General features: G+C 32.3%; 15 protein-coding genes. 4 read left to right on the plus strand and 11 right to left on the minus strand.

Annotated elements, in window-relative coordinates; all coding sequences use genetic code 11:
* Window positions 1-71 precede the first annotated feature (71 nt).
* The 9 genes from E5167_RS09465 to E5167_RS09505 all read right to left on the minus strand — a co-directional run bounded on the left by E5167_RS09465 (window position 72) and on the right by E5167_RS09505 (window position 9,248).
* Window positions 72-1,652: a T9SS-dependent choice-of-anchor J family protein gene (locus E5167_RS09465; RefSeq protein WP_136843399.1), complete on the minus strand. Its 1,581-nt coding sequence runs from the start codon at window positions 1,650-1,652 to the stop codon at window positions 72-74.
* Between the two features lie 231 nt (window positions 1,653-1,883).
* Window positions 1,884-2,702, minus strand: a complete 819-nt coding sequence (locus tag E5167_RS09470; RefSeq protein ID WP_136843401.1) for an enoyl-ACP reductase FabI — start codon at window positions 2,700-2,702, stop codon at window positions 1,884-1,886.
* 45 nt (window positions 2,703-2,747) lie between these two features.
* A complete protein-coding gene (recN, locus tag E5167_RS09475) occupies window positions 2,748-4,400 on the minus strand; it encodes a DNA repair protein RecN (protein WP_136843403.1) in 1,653 nt (550 codons plus the stop codon).
* 79 nt (window positions 4,401-4,479) lie between these two features.
* Window positions 4,480-5,367 carry a type IX secretion system protein PorD gene (porD, locus tag E5167_RS09480; RefSeq protein WP_136843405.1) on the minus strand — a complete coding sequence of 296 codons (888 nt, stop codon included), beginning with the start codon at window positions 5,365-5,367 and terminating at the stop codon, window positions 4,480-4,482.
* Window positions 5,360-6,571 (minus strand): bifunctional phosphopantothenoylcysteine decarboxylase/phosphopantothenate--cysteine ligase CoaBC, encoded by a 1,212-nt coding sequence (gene coaBC / locus E5167_RS09485; RefSeq protein ID WP_136843407.1) that lies wholly within the window; start codon window positions 6,569-6,571, stop codon window positions 5,360-5,362. Before coaBC ends, porD begins: the two co-directional genes overlap by 8 nt.
* A 6-nt stretch (window positions 6,572-6,577) precedes the next feature.
* Window positions 6,578-6,907 (minus strand): DNA-directed RNA polymerase subunit omega, encoded by a 330-nt coding sequence (locus E5167_RS09490; RefSeq protein WP_136843408.1) that lies wholly within the window; start codon window positions 6,905-6,907, stop codon window positions 6,578-6,580.
* A gap of 10 nt (window positions 6,908-6,917) precedes the next feature.
* The gene (locus tag E5167_RS09495; RefSeq protein ID WP_136843410.1) at window positions 6,918-7,730 is read right to left on the minus strand and encodes an outer membrane protein assembly factor BamD; all 813 of its coding nucleotides are present in this window, start codon (window positions 7,728-7,730) and stop codon (window positions 6,918-6,920) included.
* A 124-nt stretch (window positions 7,731-7,854) separates the two neighbouring features.
* On the minus strand, window positions 7,855-8,730 hold the full coding sequence (gene dapA / locus E5167_RS09500; protein WP_136843412.1) for a 4-hydroxy-tetrahydrodipicolinate synthase: 876 nt from the start codon (window positions 8,728-8,730) through the stop codon (window positions 7,855-7,857).
* Entirely contained in the window at window positions 8,730-9,248 is a 519-nt protein-coding gene (locus E5167_RS09505; protein ID WP_136843414.1) for a DUF6913 domain-containing protein, read from the minus strand. Before E5167_RS09505 ends, dapA begins: the two co-directional genes overlap by 1 nt.
* Before the next feature lie 132 nt (window positions 9,249-9,380).
* Between E5167_RS09505 and E5167_RS09510 the strand changes: the two genes are divergently transcribed.
* Together E5167_RS09510 and E5167_RS09515 are read left to right on the plus strand one after the other, a co-directional pair.
* Window positions 9,381-10,136, plus strand: coding sequence for a 5'-nucleotidase C-terminal domain-containing protein (locus E5167_RS09510; protein ID WP_136843416.1), 756 nt, complete (start codon window positions 9,381-9,383; stop codon window positions 10,134-10,136).
* 9 nt (window positions 10,137-10,145) lie between these two features.
* Window positions 10,146-11,060 (plus strand): bifunctional metallophosphatase/5'-nucleotidase, encoded by a 915-nt coding sequence (locus E5167_RS09515; RefSeq protein ID WP_136843418.1) that lies wholly within the window; start codon window positions 10,146-10,148, stop codon window positions 11,058-11,060.
* A gap of 9 nt (window positions 11,061-11,069) precedes the next feature.
* On the opposite strand, the gene E5167_RS09520 is transcribed toward E5167_RS09515, so the two are convergent.
* A complete protein-coding gene (locus tag E5167_RS09520; protein ID WP_136843420.1) occupies window positions 11,070-11,852 on the minus strand; it encodes a hypothetical protein in 783 nt (260 codons plus the stop codon).
* Between the two features lie 98 nt (window positions 11,853-11,950).
* The gene (ligA, locus tag E5167_RS09525; RefSeq protein WP_136843422.1) at window positions 11,951-13,945 is read right to left on the minus strand and encodes an NAD-dependent DNA ligase LigA; all 1,995 of its coding nucleotides are present in this window, start codon (window positions 13,943-13,945) and stop codon (window positions 11,951-11,953) included.
* 96 nt (window positions 13,946-14,041) lie between these two features.
* Here ligA and E5167_RS09530 point away from each other — a divergent pair, with 96 nt between their 5' ends.
* Window positions 14,042-16,306 carry a beta-N-acetylhexosaminidase gene (locus E5167_RS09530; RefSeq protein WP_239021972.1) on the plus strand — a complete coding sequence of 755 codons (2,265 nt, stop codon included), beginning with the start codon at window positions 14,042-14,044 and terminating at the stop codon, window positions 16,304-16,306.
* A 1-nt stretch (window position 16,307) separates the two neighbouring features.
* Window positions 16,308-16,997 carry a copper homeostasis protein CutC gene (locus E5167_RS09535; protein ID WP_136843426.1) on the plus strand — a complete coding sequence of 230 codons (690 nt, stop codon included), beginning with the start codon at window positions 16,308-16,310 and terminating at the stop codon, window positions 16,995-16,997.
* Window positions 16,998-17,039: the final 42 nt, after the last annotated feature.

The following is a 17,039-nucleotide window of genomic DNA, read 5'->3' on the forward strand; positions in this document are numbered from 1 at the left end:
TAAATCACTAAATTTTGCATATAAAAAAAGCCTCGTAAAACGAGGCTTTAATATTATATTAAAAAAATATACTATCTTTTTATAATTTGTTTTGTTTCAGTTACACCATCAATGGTAACCTTTACAAAATAAGATCCTGTTTGTAACGCAGACATATTTACTTCTGCTTTATTGTTATTAGGAGCTTGACGTAATACTTCTTGTCCTAACATGTTATAAACTGAGATCTTTTGAATATTGTCTTGAGCTCTTAAGTTTAGCTTGTCTTGTACTGGGTTTGGATAAAATTTAAACTCAGCTAAGTCGTTATCATCTTCAACTGACAATGATTGATCAGACCAAATTCTAATAGTAAAACTTCCATCAGTTGGAGGTGCAGTTTGATATTGATACACTCTAACAAAATAAGTATCTCCAATAGTAAGACCTGTTCGAGTTAATACCTCTGTATCATTTCCAAACACATCATCTGCACAAGCTATACTTAGTGCGCTTAAAGTACCGCAAGTATCATCTGTAGTGGAAAACAGCTCAACAACACCATCAAAAGGTGTAAATACAGTAATGTTAACACTTTCTGTCCTAGCCACAAAACTATACCATACGTCATCATTTGGATCTCCTGCAAAACAATTTTCTGCAATTCCAGAGTCTGAAGCTCCACTAATACTTCCATTAACTATATTTACAGGATCTCCTAAAACTTCTTGTACTATAACTTCAGCTCCTGAACAATCATCATTTGTTCCTTGAGTAATAAAAGTAAAAGGTCCTGTCCATATACTTTTATCTCCACCACCACAATCTGCTCTTACATAAGCAGCATAAGTATTACCTGAAGTTAATGATGTAAACGAATATGGATTACTAGAAGTAGAAGTTATTGTTCCATCTACATCATGAGTTTCTCCTGTAGTTAAATTAACTAATTCAACATCCCATTGTGTTTCTGTTCCTTCTGGACCTTTAATCCATGAGAAATCAGCACTTGTTGACATTATATTAGAAATACTTCCATATGATGGCTCAACACAAGTCGGAGTTTCTCTTACTAATACTTCATCTATATACCACTCTATATCAATTGTTCCTCTATATCTAAATGCAATATAAACACTAGAATTACCATTTGCTGCTGATAAATCTTCTACTCTCTGTTTCCAGACAAAATCATCAGGTCCAGTAGCCCAACTATTAGGTGTATTTCCAAGATCAACCCATTGAGCTTCATTAAAATTAATTCCATCATGAGTTGTTGAGTAATAAACATGGAATTGATTAGAAGTAAGAAAATCACCAGACCTAGTTGTTTCGTAAAATCTAATTTCCGGATTTGATGCAGAAGTAAAATCCATTGAAGGTGATATCAACCATTTATCTTTAGCGTCAGGACTACCAGCATCTTCTGCATGAGTAAGATTAAATAGCTCATTATAAAAAGCAGAATATGTTCCGACAAGTGGTGTAAATGTCTTACCACTATTAGTATATTCATCCTGTTGTTGCCATGGGTATCCTCCCACATCACCAGATCCAGCTTCATCTGTCCAGCCTGATGGTGGGACACTAGTTTCAAAACCTTCATTTAGGTATTCTTGTCCATAAAATAAAGATGTCCACATAAGTAGGACTAGTAAAGTAATTTTTTTCATGCTATTACAATTTTGTTAAGTTTATATTTATTTGATTAAGGTAAATCAAGTGCATATTACTATAAAATTTAGAAGGAATAGAATATTAATCGTTAAACGATGAAAAAATTAGTTAAACCGATTAGTAACACACTTTTATTCGATGAAAATCAAATGGTTAAATGATGTTTATAACACAAAAAAAAGACCTTGAATATCAAGGCCTTTAATAAAAATTATTTTATTACAATTTTACTCGTCTCCAATAAAAGTATCCATGACAGCATCACTCACTCCCATATTGCTAAAGCCACCATCATTAAATAAGTTTTGCAAGGTTACACGCTTTGTTAAATCACTAAACAAAGTTACTGTGTAATTAGCGCAATCTAAAGCAGTTGCATTACCAAGTGGTGACATTTTATCGGCATAAGCTATAAAGCCATCAAAACCTTTCACACCTTTTCCTGCTGTTGTAGGTGTTGGTGATTGCGAAATTGTGTTGACACGCACTTTTTTATCACGCCCAAAAAAGTATCCAAAACTACGTGCTATACTTTCTAAATAGGCTTTATTATCTGCCATATCATTATAATCTGGAAATACACGTTGTGCTGCCATATATGTTAGTGCCACGATGCTTCCCCATTCGTTCATAGCATCATTTTTATACAATGTATGCATCACTTTATGGAACGACATAGCAGATACGTCTGTTCCTTTTTGAGTCCAGTCGTAATTTTGATCGGTATATGCTCTTCCTTTTCTAACGTTTACAGACATCCCAATAGAATGCAGCACAAAATCTATTTTACCACCAAGTACTTCCATTGATTTTTCAACCAAGTTTTGTAAATCTTCAAGTGATGTTGCGTCGGCTGGGATAATTTCAGATCCTGTTTTTTCAGCTAAATCGTTAATTTGTCCCATACGCATTGCGATTGGCGCGTTGGTTAAGACAAATGTTCCTCCTTCTTCGTGAACTCTTTCGGCGGTTTTCCAAGCAATTGAATTAGGGTCTAATGCTCCAAATATTATTCCTCGTTTTCCTTTTAATAAATTGTAAGACATATATAAATGTTTTTCTTTAGTTAGTTTGAGATAGCAAAGATACTATTAATTCAATAATTGTTTTGCATGTGCTATAGCAGAAGTTGACATTTCTTTACCTCCTAGCATTTGTGCAATTTCTACAATGCGTTCTTCTGTATTTAGTTTTACCATTTGTGTAATGGTTTTATTATTTAAATCTTCTTTAAAAACTTTAAAATGCGTGTCGCCTTTTGCTGCAATTTGTGGCAAATGTGTTATGGTAAAGACTTGCATAGACTTACTCATTTGCTGCATGATTATTGCCATTTTATTCGAAATTTCTCCAGAAACCCCTGTATCTATTTCATCAAACATAATAGATGGAAGCTGTACATATTTTGCTAAAATAGATTTTACAGCCAACATAATTCTTGATAATTCACCACCTGATGCTGCCTTCTTTAAAGGCTTAAACTCTCCTCCTTTATTAGCCGTAAATAAAAAATTTAGTTTATCATTTCCATTACTATAAAATGTATCTTGTTGAAATACTGAAATATTAAATTTAGCATTTGGCATTCCAAGTTCGGCTAAGATCGTTTCTAATTGTTTTGTTAGTTCTGGTATTACTTTACTTCTATTTTTATGTAACTCTTTAGCTAATTTGTTAAGCTGCTCTTCTAAATCTTTTTTTAAATTTTCTTTTTCAAAGATTGTATCGTCAATAGTTTGGGTTGCTAAAACTTTATTAGACAGTTCTGTTTTAATATCTATTAATTCAACAATATTAGAAGCTGAATGCTTCAACAGCAAATTATGAATCTTTTGAAGTTTTGTGTTGACCTCTTCTAGTCTATTTGGATTAGCTTCCAGGTTGTCTTGTGCTTTCTCTATATCGCCTACAACATCATCTAGCTCAATTAATACACTATTTACTCTATTAAATAACTCTGAGTAAGTTTTAGATAATTTAGAGAGCTTCTGTAAGCTGTTTTTAAGTTGCGTTAAATTGCTTAGTATTCCTATTTGTTCGTCGTTTAATAATTGATTCGATAAAAGTAGTTCCTCTTTTATTTCTTCTACATTATTTAAAGACTCATATTCATTTTCTAATTCTTCAAGCTCTCCAGAAACCAATTTAGCCTCTTCCAACTCATTGAATAAAAACAAATTATAATCATATTCCTTTACCGCTTCTGCTTTCTGGTTTTTTAATAGTTCCAGCGTTTTTTCAACTTGATTATAAGATACTAAAGTGGTATTATACGCCTCTAACAACTTAGTGTTTTTTGCTAAGGCATCAATAATTTGAAACTGAAAATCATCATTGGTTAACTCTAAAGTTTGATGTTGTGAATGAATATCGATTAAATAATTTCCAAGCTGAGTTAAAGTATTTAATGTTACTGGCGAGTCGTTAATAAACGCTCTTGATTTTCCTGAAGGCAAAATTTCTCTCCTAATAATTGTTTCTGCTTCATAATCTAAATCTTCGTTTTTAAAAAAAGATTTTAAATTGTAGTTTACAATATCAAAAGTGGCCTCAACGATACATTTTTTTGAGGTATTTTTTACACTGCTTAAATCTGCTCGCTTTCCTAAAATTAAAGATAATCCTCCTAAAAGAATAGATTTACCTGCTCCAGTTTCACCTGTTATAATGCTCAAACCATTATTGAAAGATATTTGTAAATCTTCAATTAATGCATAATTTTTTATGGATAGGTTGGTAAGCAAATGTATTTACTTTAAAATTTAAACGATACATTTCTATAGCATAGAAACGATATGTAAATGTAAGATAAAATGTGCTAGTTTAATAACTAATATTGCGCCATTTATTTGAATGGTTTGGAGCCATTTTTGTCAATGAAGCCACCAAATCGGTAATGCTTATACTTGGGCCATCGGTAAAAATTTCTTCTATTTCGTTAGCTTTAGCATCAAAAAACACTCTCATAATAAAAGAACTTGGTCGTCTCCTATTGATGGCTTCAAGATTATGAAGCGCATCAGAAATTTTTTGTTTGGCATTTTTCTGGTTTAAATGCATGGTATCTAAACCTCCAATATGATAGTTGTATAACGTACTTCTAAATTCTTTATAGGTTGGTGATAGTAAATTATCTATTAACACAAATCTAGACTGTAAACCATCTTCAGGTTTCCAACCTTTAAAATTACTTTGCTGCGAGTAACTTAAAATAGTTCTAGCTTGTTGATAATATTGATCTCCTCCATTTAATGCAAAAGAATCAGCATCCATACCCAAAATAACATTTATATGAAACGCCAACACAGAAACTAAATTAGATTGAAACTGATTAGGGTTGTAGTTTATATTTTGAAACTCCTGGTATCTAAATGAAAAATCCTTGTCATTAAAATTATAAATTGGTGTACTATAAGATGAATTAAAAACTGGTCTAGATGATAATATTTGAATAGATCCTTGAAACACATCGTTATTATAACCAGTAATATTAATTACCATACTACAATTTATGCGTTCTTTTTGGGAAAAATCCTTATTGGTCCATTTAGTATTATTGACAAACTCTTTTAACTGAGTCTCTAATGTTTTAAATACTTGAACATTTTCGTTACCTGTTTGTCGAGCATTTACAATTACATCGCAATTTAACTCTTGTGAAGTAGCAATAAACGAACAAAAAACTGAGGCTATAAGTAGTAGTTTACGCATGGTATTGTTTTAATATTTCTTGCATAATATCTTGAGCAACATCTGCTTTAGATTTTAGACTGTAATTAACACTATTTTCATTTTTGTCGATAATAGTAACTTTGTTGGTAACTCCACCAAAACCAGCACCTTCATCATTTAACGAATTTAATACAATTAAATCTAAATTCTTAGATTTTAGCTTTCCAATTGCATTTTCAAGCTCATTATTAGTCTCTAAAGCAAAGCCAACTAAAATTTGCTGATTCTTTATTCTTCCTAATGAGCCAAGAATATCTTTCGTCTTTTCTAACTCTAAAGTTAACGTAGAATCTTTCTTTTTTATTTTTTTATCGGCTACAAATTTTGGCTTGTAATCGGCAACAGCAGCAGATAAGATAGCAATATCACAGCTTTTAAAATTATCGTGTACAGCATTATACATGTCTTGTGCACTTACTACTGGAATAACATTAATTAAACTACTATTCACATTTTGATGAGTTGGTCCTGTAATTAAAACTACCTCAGCACCAAGCTTAGAAGCTGCTTTAGCAATTTCGAAGCCCATTTTACCACTAGAATGGTTACCAATAAAGCGTACAGGATCTATAGCTTCGTAGGTTGGTCCTGCAGTTATTAATACTTTTTTATTATGTAATGGAAGTCCTGAAAGTATATGGTTTTCTATAAACGTAACTATATCTTCAGGTTCTGCCATTCTGCCTTCACCAACTAAACCGCTGGCCAATTCACCACTAGTTGCAGGAATCATAACATTACCAAAACTTTGAAGTTTATCTAACGAGCTTTTGGTAGAATCATGCTTGTACATATCTAAATCCATTGCAGGTGCAAAATACACAGGGCACTTAGCTGATAAATAGGTAGCCAACAACATATTATCGCTGTTACCTGATGCCATTTTAGACAAGGTATTAGCAGTTGCCGGAGCAATTAAAAATAAATCTGCCCACAAACCCAACTCTACATGGTTATTCCATACATCATTTTCATCATCATCGTTTGTAAATGATGAAACTACTGGGTTTTTAGATAATGTTGATAAGGTTAAAGGGGTTATGAAGTCTTTAGAAGCAGGTGTCATGACCACTTTAACATGTGCACCTGCTTTTATAAATAATCTTACTAATGACGCTGTTTTATAAGCGGCTATACCAGCAGTTATGCCTAATAGTACGTTTTTGCCACTTAAAATAGACATCACTAATTATTCTTGAGAATCTTCCTCAGTATTTCTATAGTAAATTTTGTCGTTTAGCCATTCTTGAACAGCTAATGCATGAGGCTTAGGTAATTTTTCGTAAAATTTAGATACCTCAATTTGTTCTTTGTTTTCGAAGATTTCTTCTAAACTGTCATTATAAGTTGCAAACTCTTCTAACTTATCAATAAGTTCTTTTCTTATCTCAGTGTTAATTTGCTCTGCTCTTCTAGCAATAACTGATATTGCTTCATAAATATTATCAGTAGGCGCATCAATTTTGTTTCTATCGTACGTCTCTGTATTTACTGGAGCGTTAACTTTCTTTAAATCCATCTTTATATAATTAACCTTTGTTTTCGTATTGTCTTTGCAATTCTATTAACTCAGCATTCATTTTGTTAGCTTCTTCAAGAAACTCAGATTCTGCAAATCTACTTTTAAATGAATCATAATACTCAATTGCATTTCTTACTCGTTCTTCTTTTTTACTCTCCACACTGTTTACAGCTAGTTTATATGCTGAATCTAAGCGATAAAACATAGCCTTTTCTTTATGTGTAGCACCTGGGAAATCCAATATAAAATTATCGAATGCCTTAATAGCAGCCTCATAATCTCTATTATGAGGTCCTAATGTGTGGTATTGCTTAGCTATTTCATAAGCTTTTCTTTCTAATTTAAAATCTAATTCTTTAACCATTTTATTAGCTTCGGCTAAAAACTCTGAGTTAGGATAGGCATTGATAAATGATTGTATTTTCTCAATAGCTTCAACAGTTTCCTTTTGCTCTTTACTATAAACTGGTGGAAGATGATAGTAACTCTTTGCTGCTAGAAAAGCCATTTCTTCGGCTTTTTCACTTTCTGGATAAGAGTTTACAAAACGCTCCATATGATAATTAGAAGTATAATAATCTCCAACTTCATAATGTGCTTTAGCATTCATATACATAAGCTTTTGAGCTTGAGGCTTACCTCTATATTTAGGAACAATTTGATCGAATAAGCGCAATGCTTTTCTATACTTTCCAGATTCATATAGATCTGTTCCCATTTTAAACTTTACTGCAATATCTTCAGATTTTATAGCTTTTTGAAATTCACTACAAGAACTAAACGCTATTGCAATAATGAATATGTAAATTAGTTGTTTCATAGATTTTAAACAGGATGCAAAAGTAAACATTTATAACGTATTTTAAAAACAATTATTTTAAGCTAAAATATAACGACATTTCCCTACTTGATAAGGTTTAAGTAATATTTAACTTTTAAATAATTCAATACTGTTGTATGTAGTTTTTTATTCGCTGTTTTAAGCCACTAGTTGCGGGTACTAAAGGCAGCCTAACGGTATCTTGACACAAGTCCATGCATTCTAACACAGCTTTGATGCCTGCGGGATTATTTTCTTCGAAAATTAGATTAGTAATCTCAATAAATTTATTGTGAAGCTTGTATGCCTCAGTTGCTTTTCCTTGTAATCCTAATTGAATCATTTTCGAGAAATCCTTCGGAAACGCTTGTCCTAACACAGAAATAACTCCAGAACCTCCAGCTAAAGCAACTCCCAGAGCTAAATCGTCATCACCAGAAATTACTAAAAAGTTATCTGGTTTATTGCTTAAAAGATCTAAATATTGCTGTTGGTTATTACCTGCTTCTTTTACTGCTACTATATTTTCAAAATCATTTGCTAAGCGTAAAGTCGTTTTTGGCAGCATATTCTTTGCTGTTCTTCCAGGTACATTATATAAAATTATTGGAATTGGACAAACTTGGGAAATAGCTTTAAAGTGTTGATAAAATCCTTCTTGAGTAGGTTTACTGTAATATGGCGCAACTGATAGAATAGCAGCAAAATCAGATAAATCGGTGTTTTTAATTTCGTCTATTACTGCTGCTGTATTATTGCCTCCAATACCAAGTACTAAAGGTAATTTACCGTTATTTGCTTTTTTAACAGTGGCTATTATATTTTGTTTTTCTTGTTTGGTTATAGTGACACTTTCCCCTGTGGTTCCACTTATTACCAAATAATTGGTGCCATTATCAACATTGTATCTTACAATGTTAGTAAGTGCCTCATGATCGACATGTAATTCACTATTAAATGGAGTGACTAATGCAACTCCTGTTCCTGTTAATGCATTCATTATATTTTGTTAAGTACCTTTAAATATTTAATTAATTCCATTTTAAACAAATCTATTTGGTTTGTTGTCACATCAATAATAAAATCGTGTAGTCTTTTATCTTTTCCAGAAATACCTATCTTAAAATTTGCTTTAGATAGTGCTGTGACTAAGTTTAACTCTAAAGAATCTTCTTTATAGTAGCTTATTAGCGCATCGAACTCTGTATTAACAAATTCTTCAAGCTCCACATTATCAATTTTACCATTCCAACCAAAGTTTTTAGGATTAAAAAAAGCATCCCAATTGTTTGGCGTTAATTTTTCATCGGTTATAAAAGCAATAAACTTTACTTTATTTTCTAAGATTTTTATTTCTTTAAATAAAGATTTAAATGCTTCATAATTATTGAACTCATCAAAATTTAAAACAATTCCAACAGATTCTATTTTACGAGAATCGACAACATTTTGTCTTGAACTCAATAGAGTATTAATATATTTTTGATTTGATTTCTCTTTAAATCGTTTTAAAAACATTTATATTTATGCGTTTGTACAAATGTAGTAAACCACCAAGATTAAAACTATAACATTTAGTTTCTTTAGATGCATTTGTCATAGAAAATAACATCTTTATATTAAATTGTAACAGAAATAACAATTAGGTTAATGAATAACAGATTTTTTTTAAGCATTATTGCCTTTATTTTACTTATGTCCTGTAAACAGGATTACCATCTTACTAGAATTGAAGGCAAAAGAATTGAAATAAACGACTCTCTAACTGGAAATCAAGATATTGAAAATTTCATAAAACCTTTTAGAGAGCATGTAAACAACGATCTTGATAGTGTTTTAGCATACGCTGTTGATACCTATACAAAAAACGATGGCGAATTAAACACAGCCATTGGTAATTTTATGGCTGATGCTGTTAAAGAAATGGCAAGTCCTATTTTTAAAAACAGAACTGGAAACGCTATTGATATTGTTATGTTAAACCATGGTGGTATTCGTTCTATTCTTTCAAAAGGCAATGTAACCAGTAGAACTGCTTACCAGATTATGCCTTTTGAGAATAGTGTTGTTGTAACAGGTTTAAAGGGCACTTCCGTAAAAGAGATGGTTAATTATCTCCAAAAATCCAAGCGTGCACATCCAATTTCCGGAATAAGTATTAAGTTAAATAGTGATTTTGAGTTAATGGAAGCAACGGTTAAAGGCGAAGCTATAGATAATGACAAAACATATTATGTTGCTACAAACGACTACCTGTATAATGGTGGCGATAATATGAGTTTTTTTAGGCAAGGTGATTCGCTCTACAAACTCGATTACAAAATTAGAAATTTGCTTATTGATTACTTTAAAAAAGTGGATACTTTAGATTTACATGCTGACGATAGATTTATTAAAACCAATTAATCCTAAAAAATGAAACGAAGAAAATTTATACAGCAAACAGCCGCAAGTAGTGCGTTTATTGGGTTAGGTGGTTTAACATTATCATCGTTTAACAGTGTTACACAGAAAAAAATTACTATTTTACATACTAACGATGTGCACAGCCACATAGACCCTTTTGGTCCAGACGATGGTAGAAATGCCAATAAAGGTGGGGTCGCTAGAAGAGCTAGCTTAGTAGAAACTATCAGAAAAGAAAACCCTAACACCTTATTACTTGATGCAGGCGATATTTTTCAAGGCACACCGTATTTTAATTATTATGGTGGTGAACTAGAATTTAAGCTTATGAGCATGCTTAAGTATGATGCTGCCACCATTGGAAATCATGATTTTGATAATGGTATAGATGGCTTATATGCGCAATTACCACATGCTAAATTCGATTTTATATCTGCTAATTACGATTTCTCGAATACTGTATTAGATACGCATGTAAAACCTTATAAAACTTTTATTAAAGATGGCATTAAAATAGGTGTGTTTGGTTTAGGTATTGAGTTAGACGGTTTGGTGACTAAAGAGTTATTCAAAGAAACCATATATTTAAACCCAACCGAAATCGCTCAAGACATGAGTCGTATTCTAAAAGAAGAAGAGCATTGTGATTTGGTAATTTGCTTATCACATCTAGGATATAATTATAGAAATAACGAAGAGAAGCCTTCCGATTTAACACTTGCAAGAGCCACAAAAGATATTGATCTTATCATTGGAGGACACACACATACCTTTTTACCTAAGCCAACCATTGAAAAAAATAGCGTTGGCAAAAATGTATTAGTAAATCAAGTAGGCTGTTATGGGTTGTATTTAGGAAAGATTGATTTTTATTTTGATAGCGATAAAAATAAATCTGCTGATGGCACTACAATAATTGTTTAAAACTTAAAACTATAATTTTGCGTTTTCAAGCCTTTCACGACGAATCTCTTGCTTTTTAGCTTTCATATAACTCATACTTGACTGAATATAGAAAAGTGTAAATGCCAATACTAATAACACAGAATAAACAACACCTAAAACTATTCTCTCAGACACGTAAAAATAAGCTACTTGAATAACCTCTGAAAATACAATACAGAGTGATCCAATTAATAAATTCATAGCCTTTTTGGAATCTCTACTAATATAGTTTACTAGCGCCATTGTAAGAAGTAACATAATCACAGTATTATACACAATTTCTATAACAAAATCTAACGTAGATGATAAATAACCGCTCTTTAAGGAAATATCAGAGACCAAAATTACACTATACACATCTAATGCTATTAACACTATTAAATGTATTGGAAAGCGCTTAATAATTTTATTTAGACGTACATTCTTATTTATTTCAAGAAACAATGATGAATATGACAAGATAAAACACAAATTACCACCATAAAATTGTAAATAGTCAATAAACTCACTTTCATTAATATAATATAGAATACCTATTCCTGCTAAAAGCTCTCCTATTGCATAAAAGCATAAAAACCAAAAGAAAAAGCTCTTGGTATCTTTAGACTTTAACACATATAAATATGTTAGTAACGGAACAATAGGAAATCTTACCATTTCTGTAGCTATATCTAAATCTAAAATTTGAAAAGATATAAATGCTATAGTAAGTATAACGATAAAACTACCTAGTAGCTTTGCTTTTTTTATAATGACACTGTTTTTGCTCATAGATTTGGGGTCTATTTGTGAGACAAATATAACAAAATATTACAATTAAACGATAAAATATTACTTTTTATCGATAAAAGAGTTTATTTAAAATAATTCTAAATAATCATTCGTAAGAAATCTTTCTCATTAACTATAGGAATATTTAAATTATTAGCCTTATCTCTCTTACTAGGTCCCATCTTATCTCCAGCTACTAAATAAGACGTTTTTGAGGATATAGAGGAGGATACTTTACCTCCATTATCCTCAATAAGTTTCTTTAATTCAGTACGCGATACTGTTTCAAACACACCAGAAACCACAAAGATTTGCCCCTTTAATTTATCGGTTTGATTGGCTAAAACATCTTCAGAAAGTGTTAGTTGCACTCCAAAACTCTTTAATCTCTCAATAATATGTATATTTTCTTCAGAAGCAAAAAAGTCAACAACACTTTCAGCAATTTTAATTCCTATCTCATCAACAGTCACTAAGTCAATAATAGTCGCTTGAGATAGAACATCAATGTTTTTATAATGTTTTGCTAGTTTTTTTGCAACCGTCTCTCCAACATAGCGTATTCCCAAGGCATATAAAACCCGTTCAAAAGGAATTTTCTTTGAAGCCTCAATACCTTTTACAAGGTTATCCGCACTTTTTTCAGCCATTCGCTCTAAAGGCATTACTTGTTCTTTGGTTAATTCATATAAGTCAGAATAATTAGTTATTAAGCCTTCATTTACTAAAAGCGCAACTGTTTCGCCTCCTAACCCTTCAATATCCATCGCTTTTCTGGATATAAAATGCTGTATGCGACCTATAATTTGAGGATTACATCCATTGTAATTAGGGCAATAATGCTGTGCTTCGCCTTCTTGCCTTACCAATTTAGTATTGCATTCTGGACAATGGGTTATATATTGTGTTGGTTGAGAATCTGCTGGTCGTTTAGTAAGGTCTACGGCAATTATTTTAGGGATAATCTCACCTCCTTTTTCAACAAATACCTCGTCTCCTACTCTAATATCCAACTTCTCAATCTGGTCTGCATTATGTAAAGAGGCTCTTTTTACAGTTGTTCCAGCCAATTCTACAGGTTCTAAATTCGCTACAGGCGTAATAGCTCCTGTACGGCCAACTTGATAAGTAATTTCATTCAATCGTGTAGAAACTTGTTCTGCTTTAAATTTATAAGCTATTGCCCAACGTGGTGCTTTAGCTGTGTAACCAAGTTCTTCTTGCTGTTGCAAGTCGTTTACTTTAATGACTACACCATCAGTTTCGTATGGCAAATCATGACGATGTACATCCCAATAATCAACAAACTCTAGAACATCATCAATAGAGCTTACCAATTTTGCAGCATCAGGAACTTTAAAGCCCATTTGTCTTGCAAGTTCTAAACTTTTAAACTGTGTATTAATTCCCAAATTTGAACCTGTTATATTATATAGTAAGCATTCCAAGGGTCGTTTAGCAACTTCTGCACTATCTTGTAGCTTCAAGCTTCCAGAAGCTGTATTTCTTGGGTTTCTGTAGGGTTCTTCTCCTATTTCAATCCGTTCTTCATTCATTTTGTTAAACCCTTCAAAAGGCAGAACGATTTCACCACGAATATCAAATTTTGGTGGATAATTTCCTTTTAATTTTAAAGGTACTGACTTAATCGTCTTGATATTAGCAGTCACATTATCTCCTTGAGTACCATCACCTCTGGTTACAGCTCTTAGCAAAACACCATTTTCGTAGGTTAAGCTAATGGATGCGCCATCATATTTTAACTCACACACATATTGCACCTTTCCATCAACCAGCTTTTTTATACGTGTTTCCCAATCCAATAAGTCCTCTTTTGAATATGAATTATCCAAAGAATACATTCGGTGTTCATGAACAACAGTTTCAAAGTTTTTAGTCACTTCACCACCAACACGTATTGTAGGAGAATCAGTTTCTGCAAATTCTGGGTGTTTAGCTTCCAACTCTTGAAGTTGTTTTAGCTTTATATCAAATTCGTAATCACTTATGGTAGGATTATCAAGTACGTAGTAATTATAGTTATGCTGACGAAGTTCTTCGCTTAGTGTTTTTATTTGTTGTTGAATATCCATTAAATAATTTAAGAAAAAGTTATCTTTTTAGGCTATATTTAAAGCATCTAATATACTAAAATGCATTACAAGAAAATACTCGTTGCTCTGCTTTTTATGAGCATTTTATTCAACTGTAAAGAAAAAGAAATATTAACTACAGATGTATTAGTAATTCCGCAACCATTAGAACAAACTATAAATAAAGGGTCGTTTATTTTAAACGCTTCAACTGGGATTCAATACGATGATGTTTTTAAAATTTCTGCAGAATTTCTAAAATCATATATTGAAGAAGGTGGTAATATAAAACTAGTAGGCAGTAACCTAATTTCCTTTATTAAAGATGATACTTTAGCTGATGAAGGATATTCACTTGAAATTCTTCCAAACACCATAAAAATTAAAGCCAAAACAGACCAAGGTGCTTTTTATGCAATACAATCTTTAAGGCAACTACTACCTCCAGAATTTGAAAATGGTACATTTCAAGAAAATGATATAGCAATACCTTGCACAACTATCAAGGATGAACCACAATTCTCTTATCGTGGTATGCATTTAGATGTAGGTCGCCATATGTTTTCAGTAGATTTCATAAAAAAATACATCGATGCTCTTGCCTTGTTAAAAATGAACACCTTTCATTGGCATTTAACCGAAGATCAAGGTTGGCGTATAGAAATCAAGAAGTACCCTAAACTTCAAGAAATTGCTGCTTTTAGAAACGAAACTTTAATTGGACATTACAACGACCAACCGCATCAGTTTGATGGTAAACAATATGGTGGTTATTACACACAAGAAGAAGTTAAAGAAGTGGTTGCTTATGCCCAAAGTCGTTTTGTAACTGTAATTCCAGAAATTGAACTTCCTGGACATAGTCAAGCTGCTATTGCAGCATATCCAGAATTGGGTTGTACAGGAGAACAGGTTAACGTAGCAACGAAATGGGGTGTTTTTGAAGAAATTTATTGCCCTAAAGAAGAAACATTTGCATTTTTAGAAGATGTTCTGGATGAAGTTTTAGCATTATTCCCAAGTGAATTTATTCATATTGGAGGTGATGAGGCACCAAAAACCCGATGGAAACATTGTAACCATTGTCAAGCACTCATAAAAAAAGAAGGCTTAAAAGACGAACACGAATTGCAGAGTTATTTTATTTCTAGAATTGAAACTTATCTCAACAGTAAAGGAAGACAGATTATTGGTTGGGATGAAATTCTAGAAGGTGGATTAGCTCCTAATGCTACTGTGATGTCATGGAGAGGCATAAGTGGAGCAATTGAAGCAGCCAAACAACATCATAATGTAGTGATGACACCAACAAGTCATTGCTATTTTGATTATTATCAAAGTGAAAATGACAACGAACCTATTGCTATTGGTGGCTATTTACCCTTGGAAAAAGTGTATAATTTTAATCCAATTCCTGATGAACTAACTAAAGAAGAAGCAAAATACGTGTTAGGTGCACAAGGCAATATTTGGACTGAGTACATGAAAACCTCTGAACAAGTTGAATACATGGCATTTCCACGCATACTTGCTATGAGCGAAGTGGTCTGGTCGAAACAGGAAAATAAAAACTATCCTGACTTTGTAAAACGCGTTGAAAACTTTCACAAGAGATTAGATGCTTTAAACATTAATTATGCAAATCATCTTTATGAAATTGAAGGCGATTTACTTTCTGATAACAATGGATTGCGTTATCAATTACAAACCTTAACCGATGGTAAAAACATTCGGTTTACTTTAGATGGCTCAGAACCAACTATAAATTCAGAAGCTTATACTAAACCTATTCCAATTACTGAAAGCGTTAGTATTAAAGCATCTGTATTTAATTCAGATAAAAAATTAGGAACTACATTTTCTCAGGATATTAATCTGCATAAAGCCGTTGGAAAAAAAATTACAATAAACAAAGAACCTCACAAATCTTATCCTGGAAGTGGTGCTGAAGGACTTGTTAATGGCATTTCTGGAAGTGATTCACGTTATGGCGACAAAGAATGGCTAGGGTTTTGGGGAGAAGATATCGAAATCACCATTGATTTAGGTGAAGAAACCGAAATCAATTCCATTGAAACAAGATTTCATAATGGACAAGGACAATGGATTTATGCGCCAAAGGAAATACATTTTCTTTTTGAGTTAGACGATGATTCTTTTCTTTCAAAAAAAGTTTTTTTTAGCGACCAATATGACGATAAGATTTTAAATTTCGATTATGAACTACCAATCCCAGAAGGTATGAATGTAAAAATCAAGACCATTACTTTGAAAATCCTAAATTATGGAACCATTCCAAAAGGTAAACAAGGTGCTGGTAATAAAGCTTGGACGTTTATTGATGAAATAATTGTGAATTAAGATGCTTTTAGAAATCTGTGCCAACTCCTATCAATCAGCTAAAAATGCTCAAGAAGCAGGAGCACATCGTGTTGAATTATGTCAAGAGCTATCGGTTGGTGGTGTGACACCAAGTTATGGTTTATTAAAACAAGTTACAGATACGCTTTCAATTCCAGTGTTTGTATTAATCAGACCACGAAGTGGAAATTTTGTCTATACAGAAGAAGAGTTTGACATCATAAAACAAGACATTCAACTATGCAAAAATTTAGGTTGTGCTGGAATTGTTTCTGGTGTTTTAAATAAAGACAATACGATTGATATAGAAAGAACGAAAGAATTAGTAGAACTTTCAAGACCATTGCAGTTTACCTTTCATCGCGCTTTTGATTGTGTTGACAATCCTTCAAAAGCGTTAGAACAATTAATCGTCTTAGGTGTTGATAGAGTATTGACTTCTGGCTTGGAAACCTCAGCAGAAAAAGGCTTGAATCTATTAAAACGATTAAACGAACAAGCAAATGGCAGAATAACCATTCTTGCAGGAGGAGGGATTAATTCAGACAATACAACGTTGTTTAAAGATGTTGGTTTAAACGAAATTCACGCGTCTGCCTCAACTGAAATAGAAAGTGATGGCTCATTATTTTCAACACCTCTCACCTATTCCGATCCAAAAAAAATTAAAGCCATTTTAGATGCGATATAGTCTGTTACTTTTAATTCTCGTTTGTTGGAGTTGTCAAACCAA

The organism is Pontimicrobium aquaticum (assembly GCF_005047595.1).
Taxonomy (GTDB): domain Bacteria; phylum Bacteroidota; class Bacteroidia; order Flavobacteriales; family Flavobacteriaceae; genus Pontimicrobium; species Pontimicrobium aquaticum.

Excerpts from the sequence above, each read along its gene's own strand:
- E5167_RS09465 (WP_136843399.1), bottom strand. The coding sequence starts at position 1,652 with ATGAAAAAAATTACTTTACTAGTCCTACTTATGTGGACATCTTTATTT.
- E5167_RS09470 (WP_136843401.1), bottom strand. The coding sequence starts at position 2,702 with ATGTCTTACAATTTATTAAAAGGAAAACGAGGAATAATATTTGGAGCA.
- porD (WP_136843405.1), bottom strand. The coding sequence starts at position 5,367 with ATGCGTAAACTACTACTTATAGCCTCAGTTTTTTGTTCGTTTATTGCT.
- coaBC (WP_136843407.1), bottom strand. The coding sequence starts at position 6,571 with ATGTCTATTTTAAGTGGCAAAAACGTACTATTAGGCATAACTGCTGGT.
- E5167_RS09490 (WP_136843408.1), bottom strand. The coding sequence starts at position 6,907 with ATGGATTTAAAGAAAGTTAACGCTCCAGTAAATACAGAGACGTACGAT.
- E5167_RS09495 (WP_136843410.1), bottom strand. The coding sequence starts at position 7,730 with ATGAAACAACTAATTTACATATTCATTATTGCAATAGCGTTTAGTTCT.
- dapA (WP_136843412.1), bottom strand. The coding sequence starts at position 8,730 with ATGAATGCATTAACAGGAACAGGAGTTGCATTAGTCACTCCATTTAAT.
- E5167_RS09505 (WP_136843414.1), bottom strand. The coding sequence starts at position 9,248 with ATGTTTTTAAAACGATTTAAAGAGAAATCAAATCAAAAATATATTAAT.
- E5167_RS09510 (WP_136843416.1), top strand. The coding sequence starts at position 9,381 with ATGAATAACAGATTTTTTTTAAGCATTATTGCCTTTATTTTACTTATG.
- E5167_RS09515 (WP_136843418.1), top strand. The coding sequence starts at position 10,146 with ATGAAACGAAGAAAATTTATACAGCAAACAGCCGCAAGTAGTGCGTTT.
- E5167_RS09520 (WP_136843420.1), bottom strand. The coding sequence starts at position 11,852 with ATGAGCAAAAACAGTGTCATTATAAAAAAAGCAAAGCTACTAGGTAGT.
- ligA (WP_136843422.1), bottom strand. The coding sequence starts at position 13,945 with ATGGATATTCAACAACAAATAAAAACACTAAGCGAAGAACTTCGTCAG.
- E5167_RS09530 (WP_239021972.1), top strand. The coding sequence starts at position 14,042 with ATGAGCATTTTATTCAACTGTAAAGAAAAAGAAATATTAACTACAGAT.
- E5167_RS09535 (WP_136843426.1), top strand. The coding sequence starts at position 16,308 with ATGCTTTTAGAAATCTGTGCCAACTCCTATCAATCAGCTAAAAATGCT.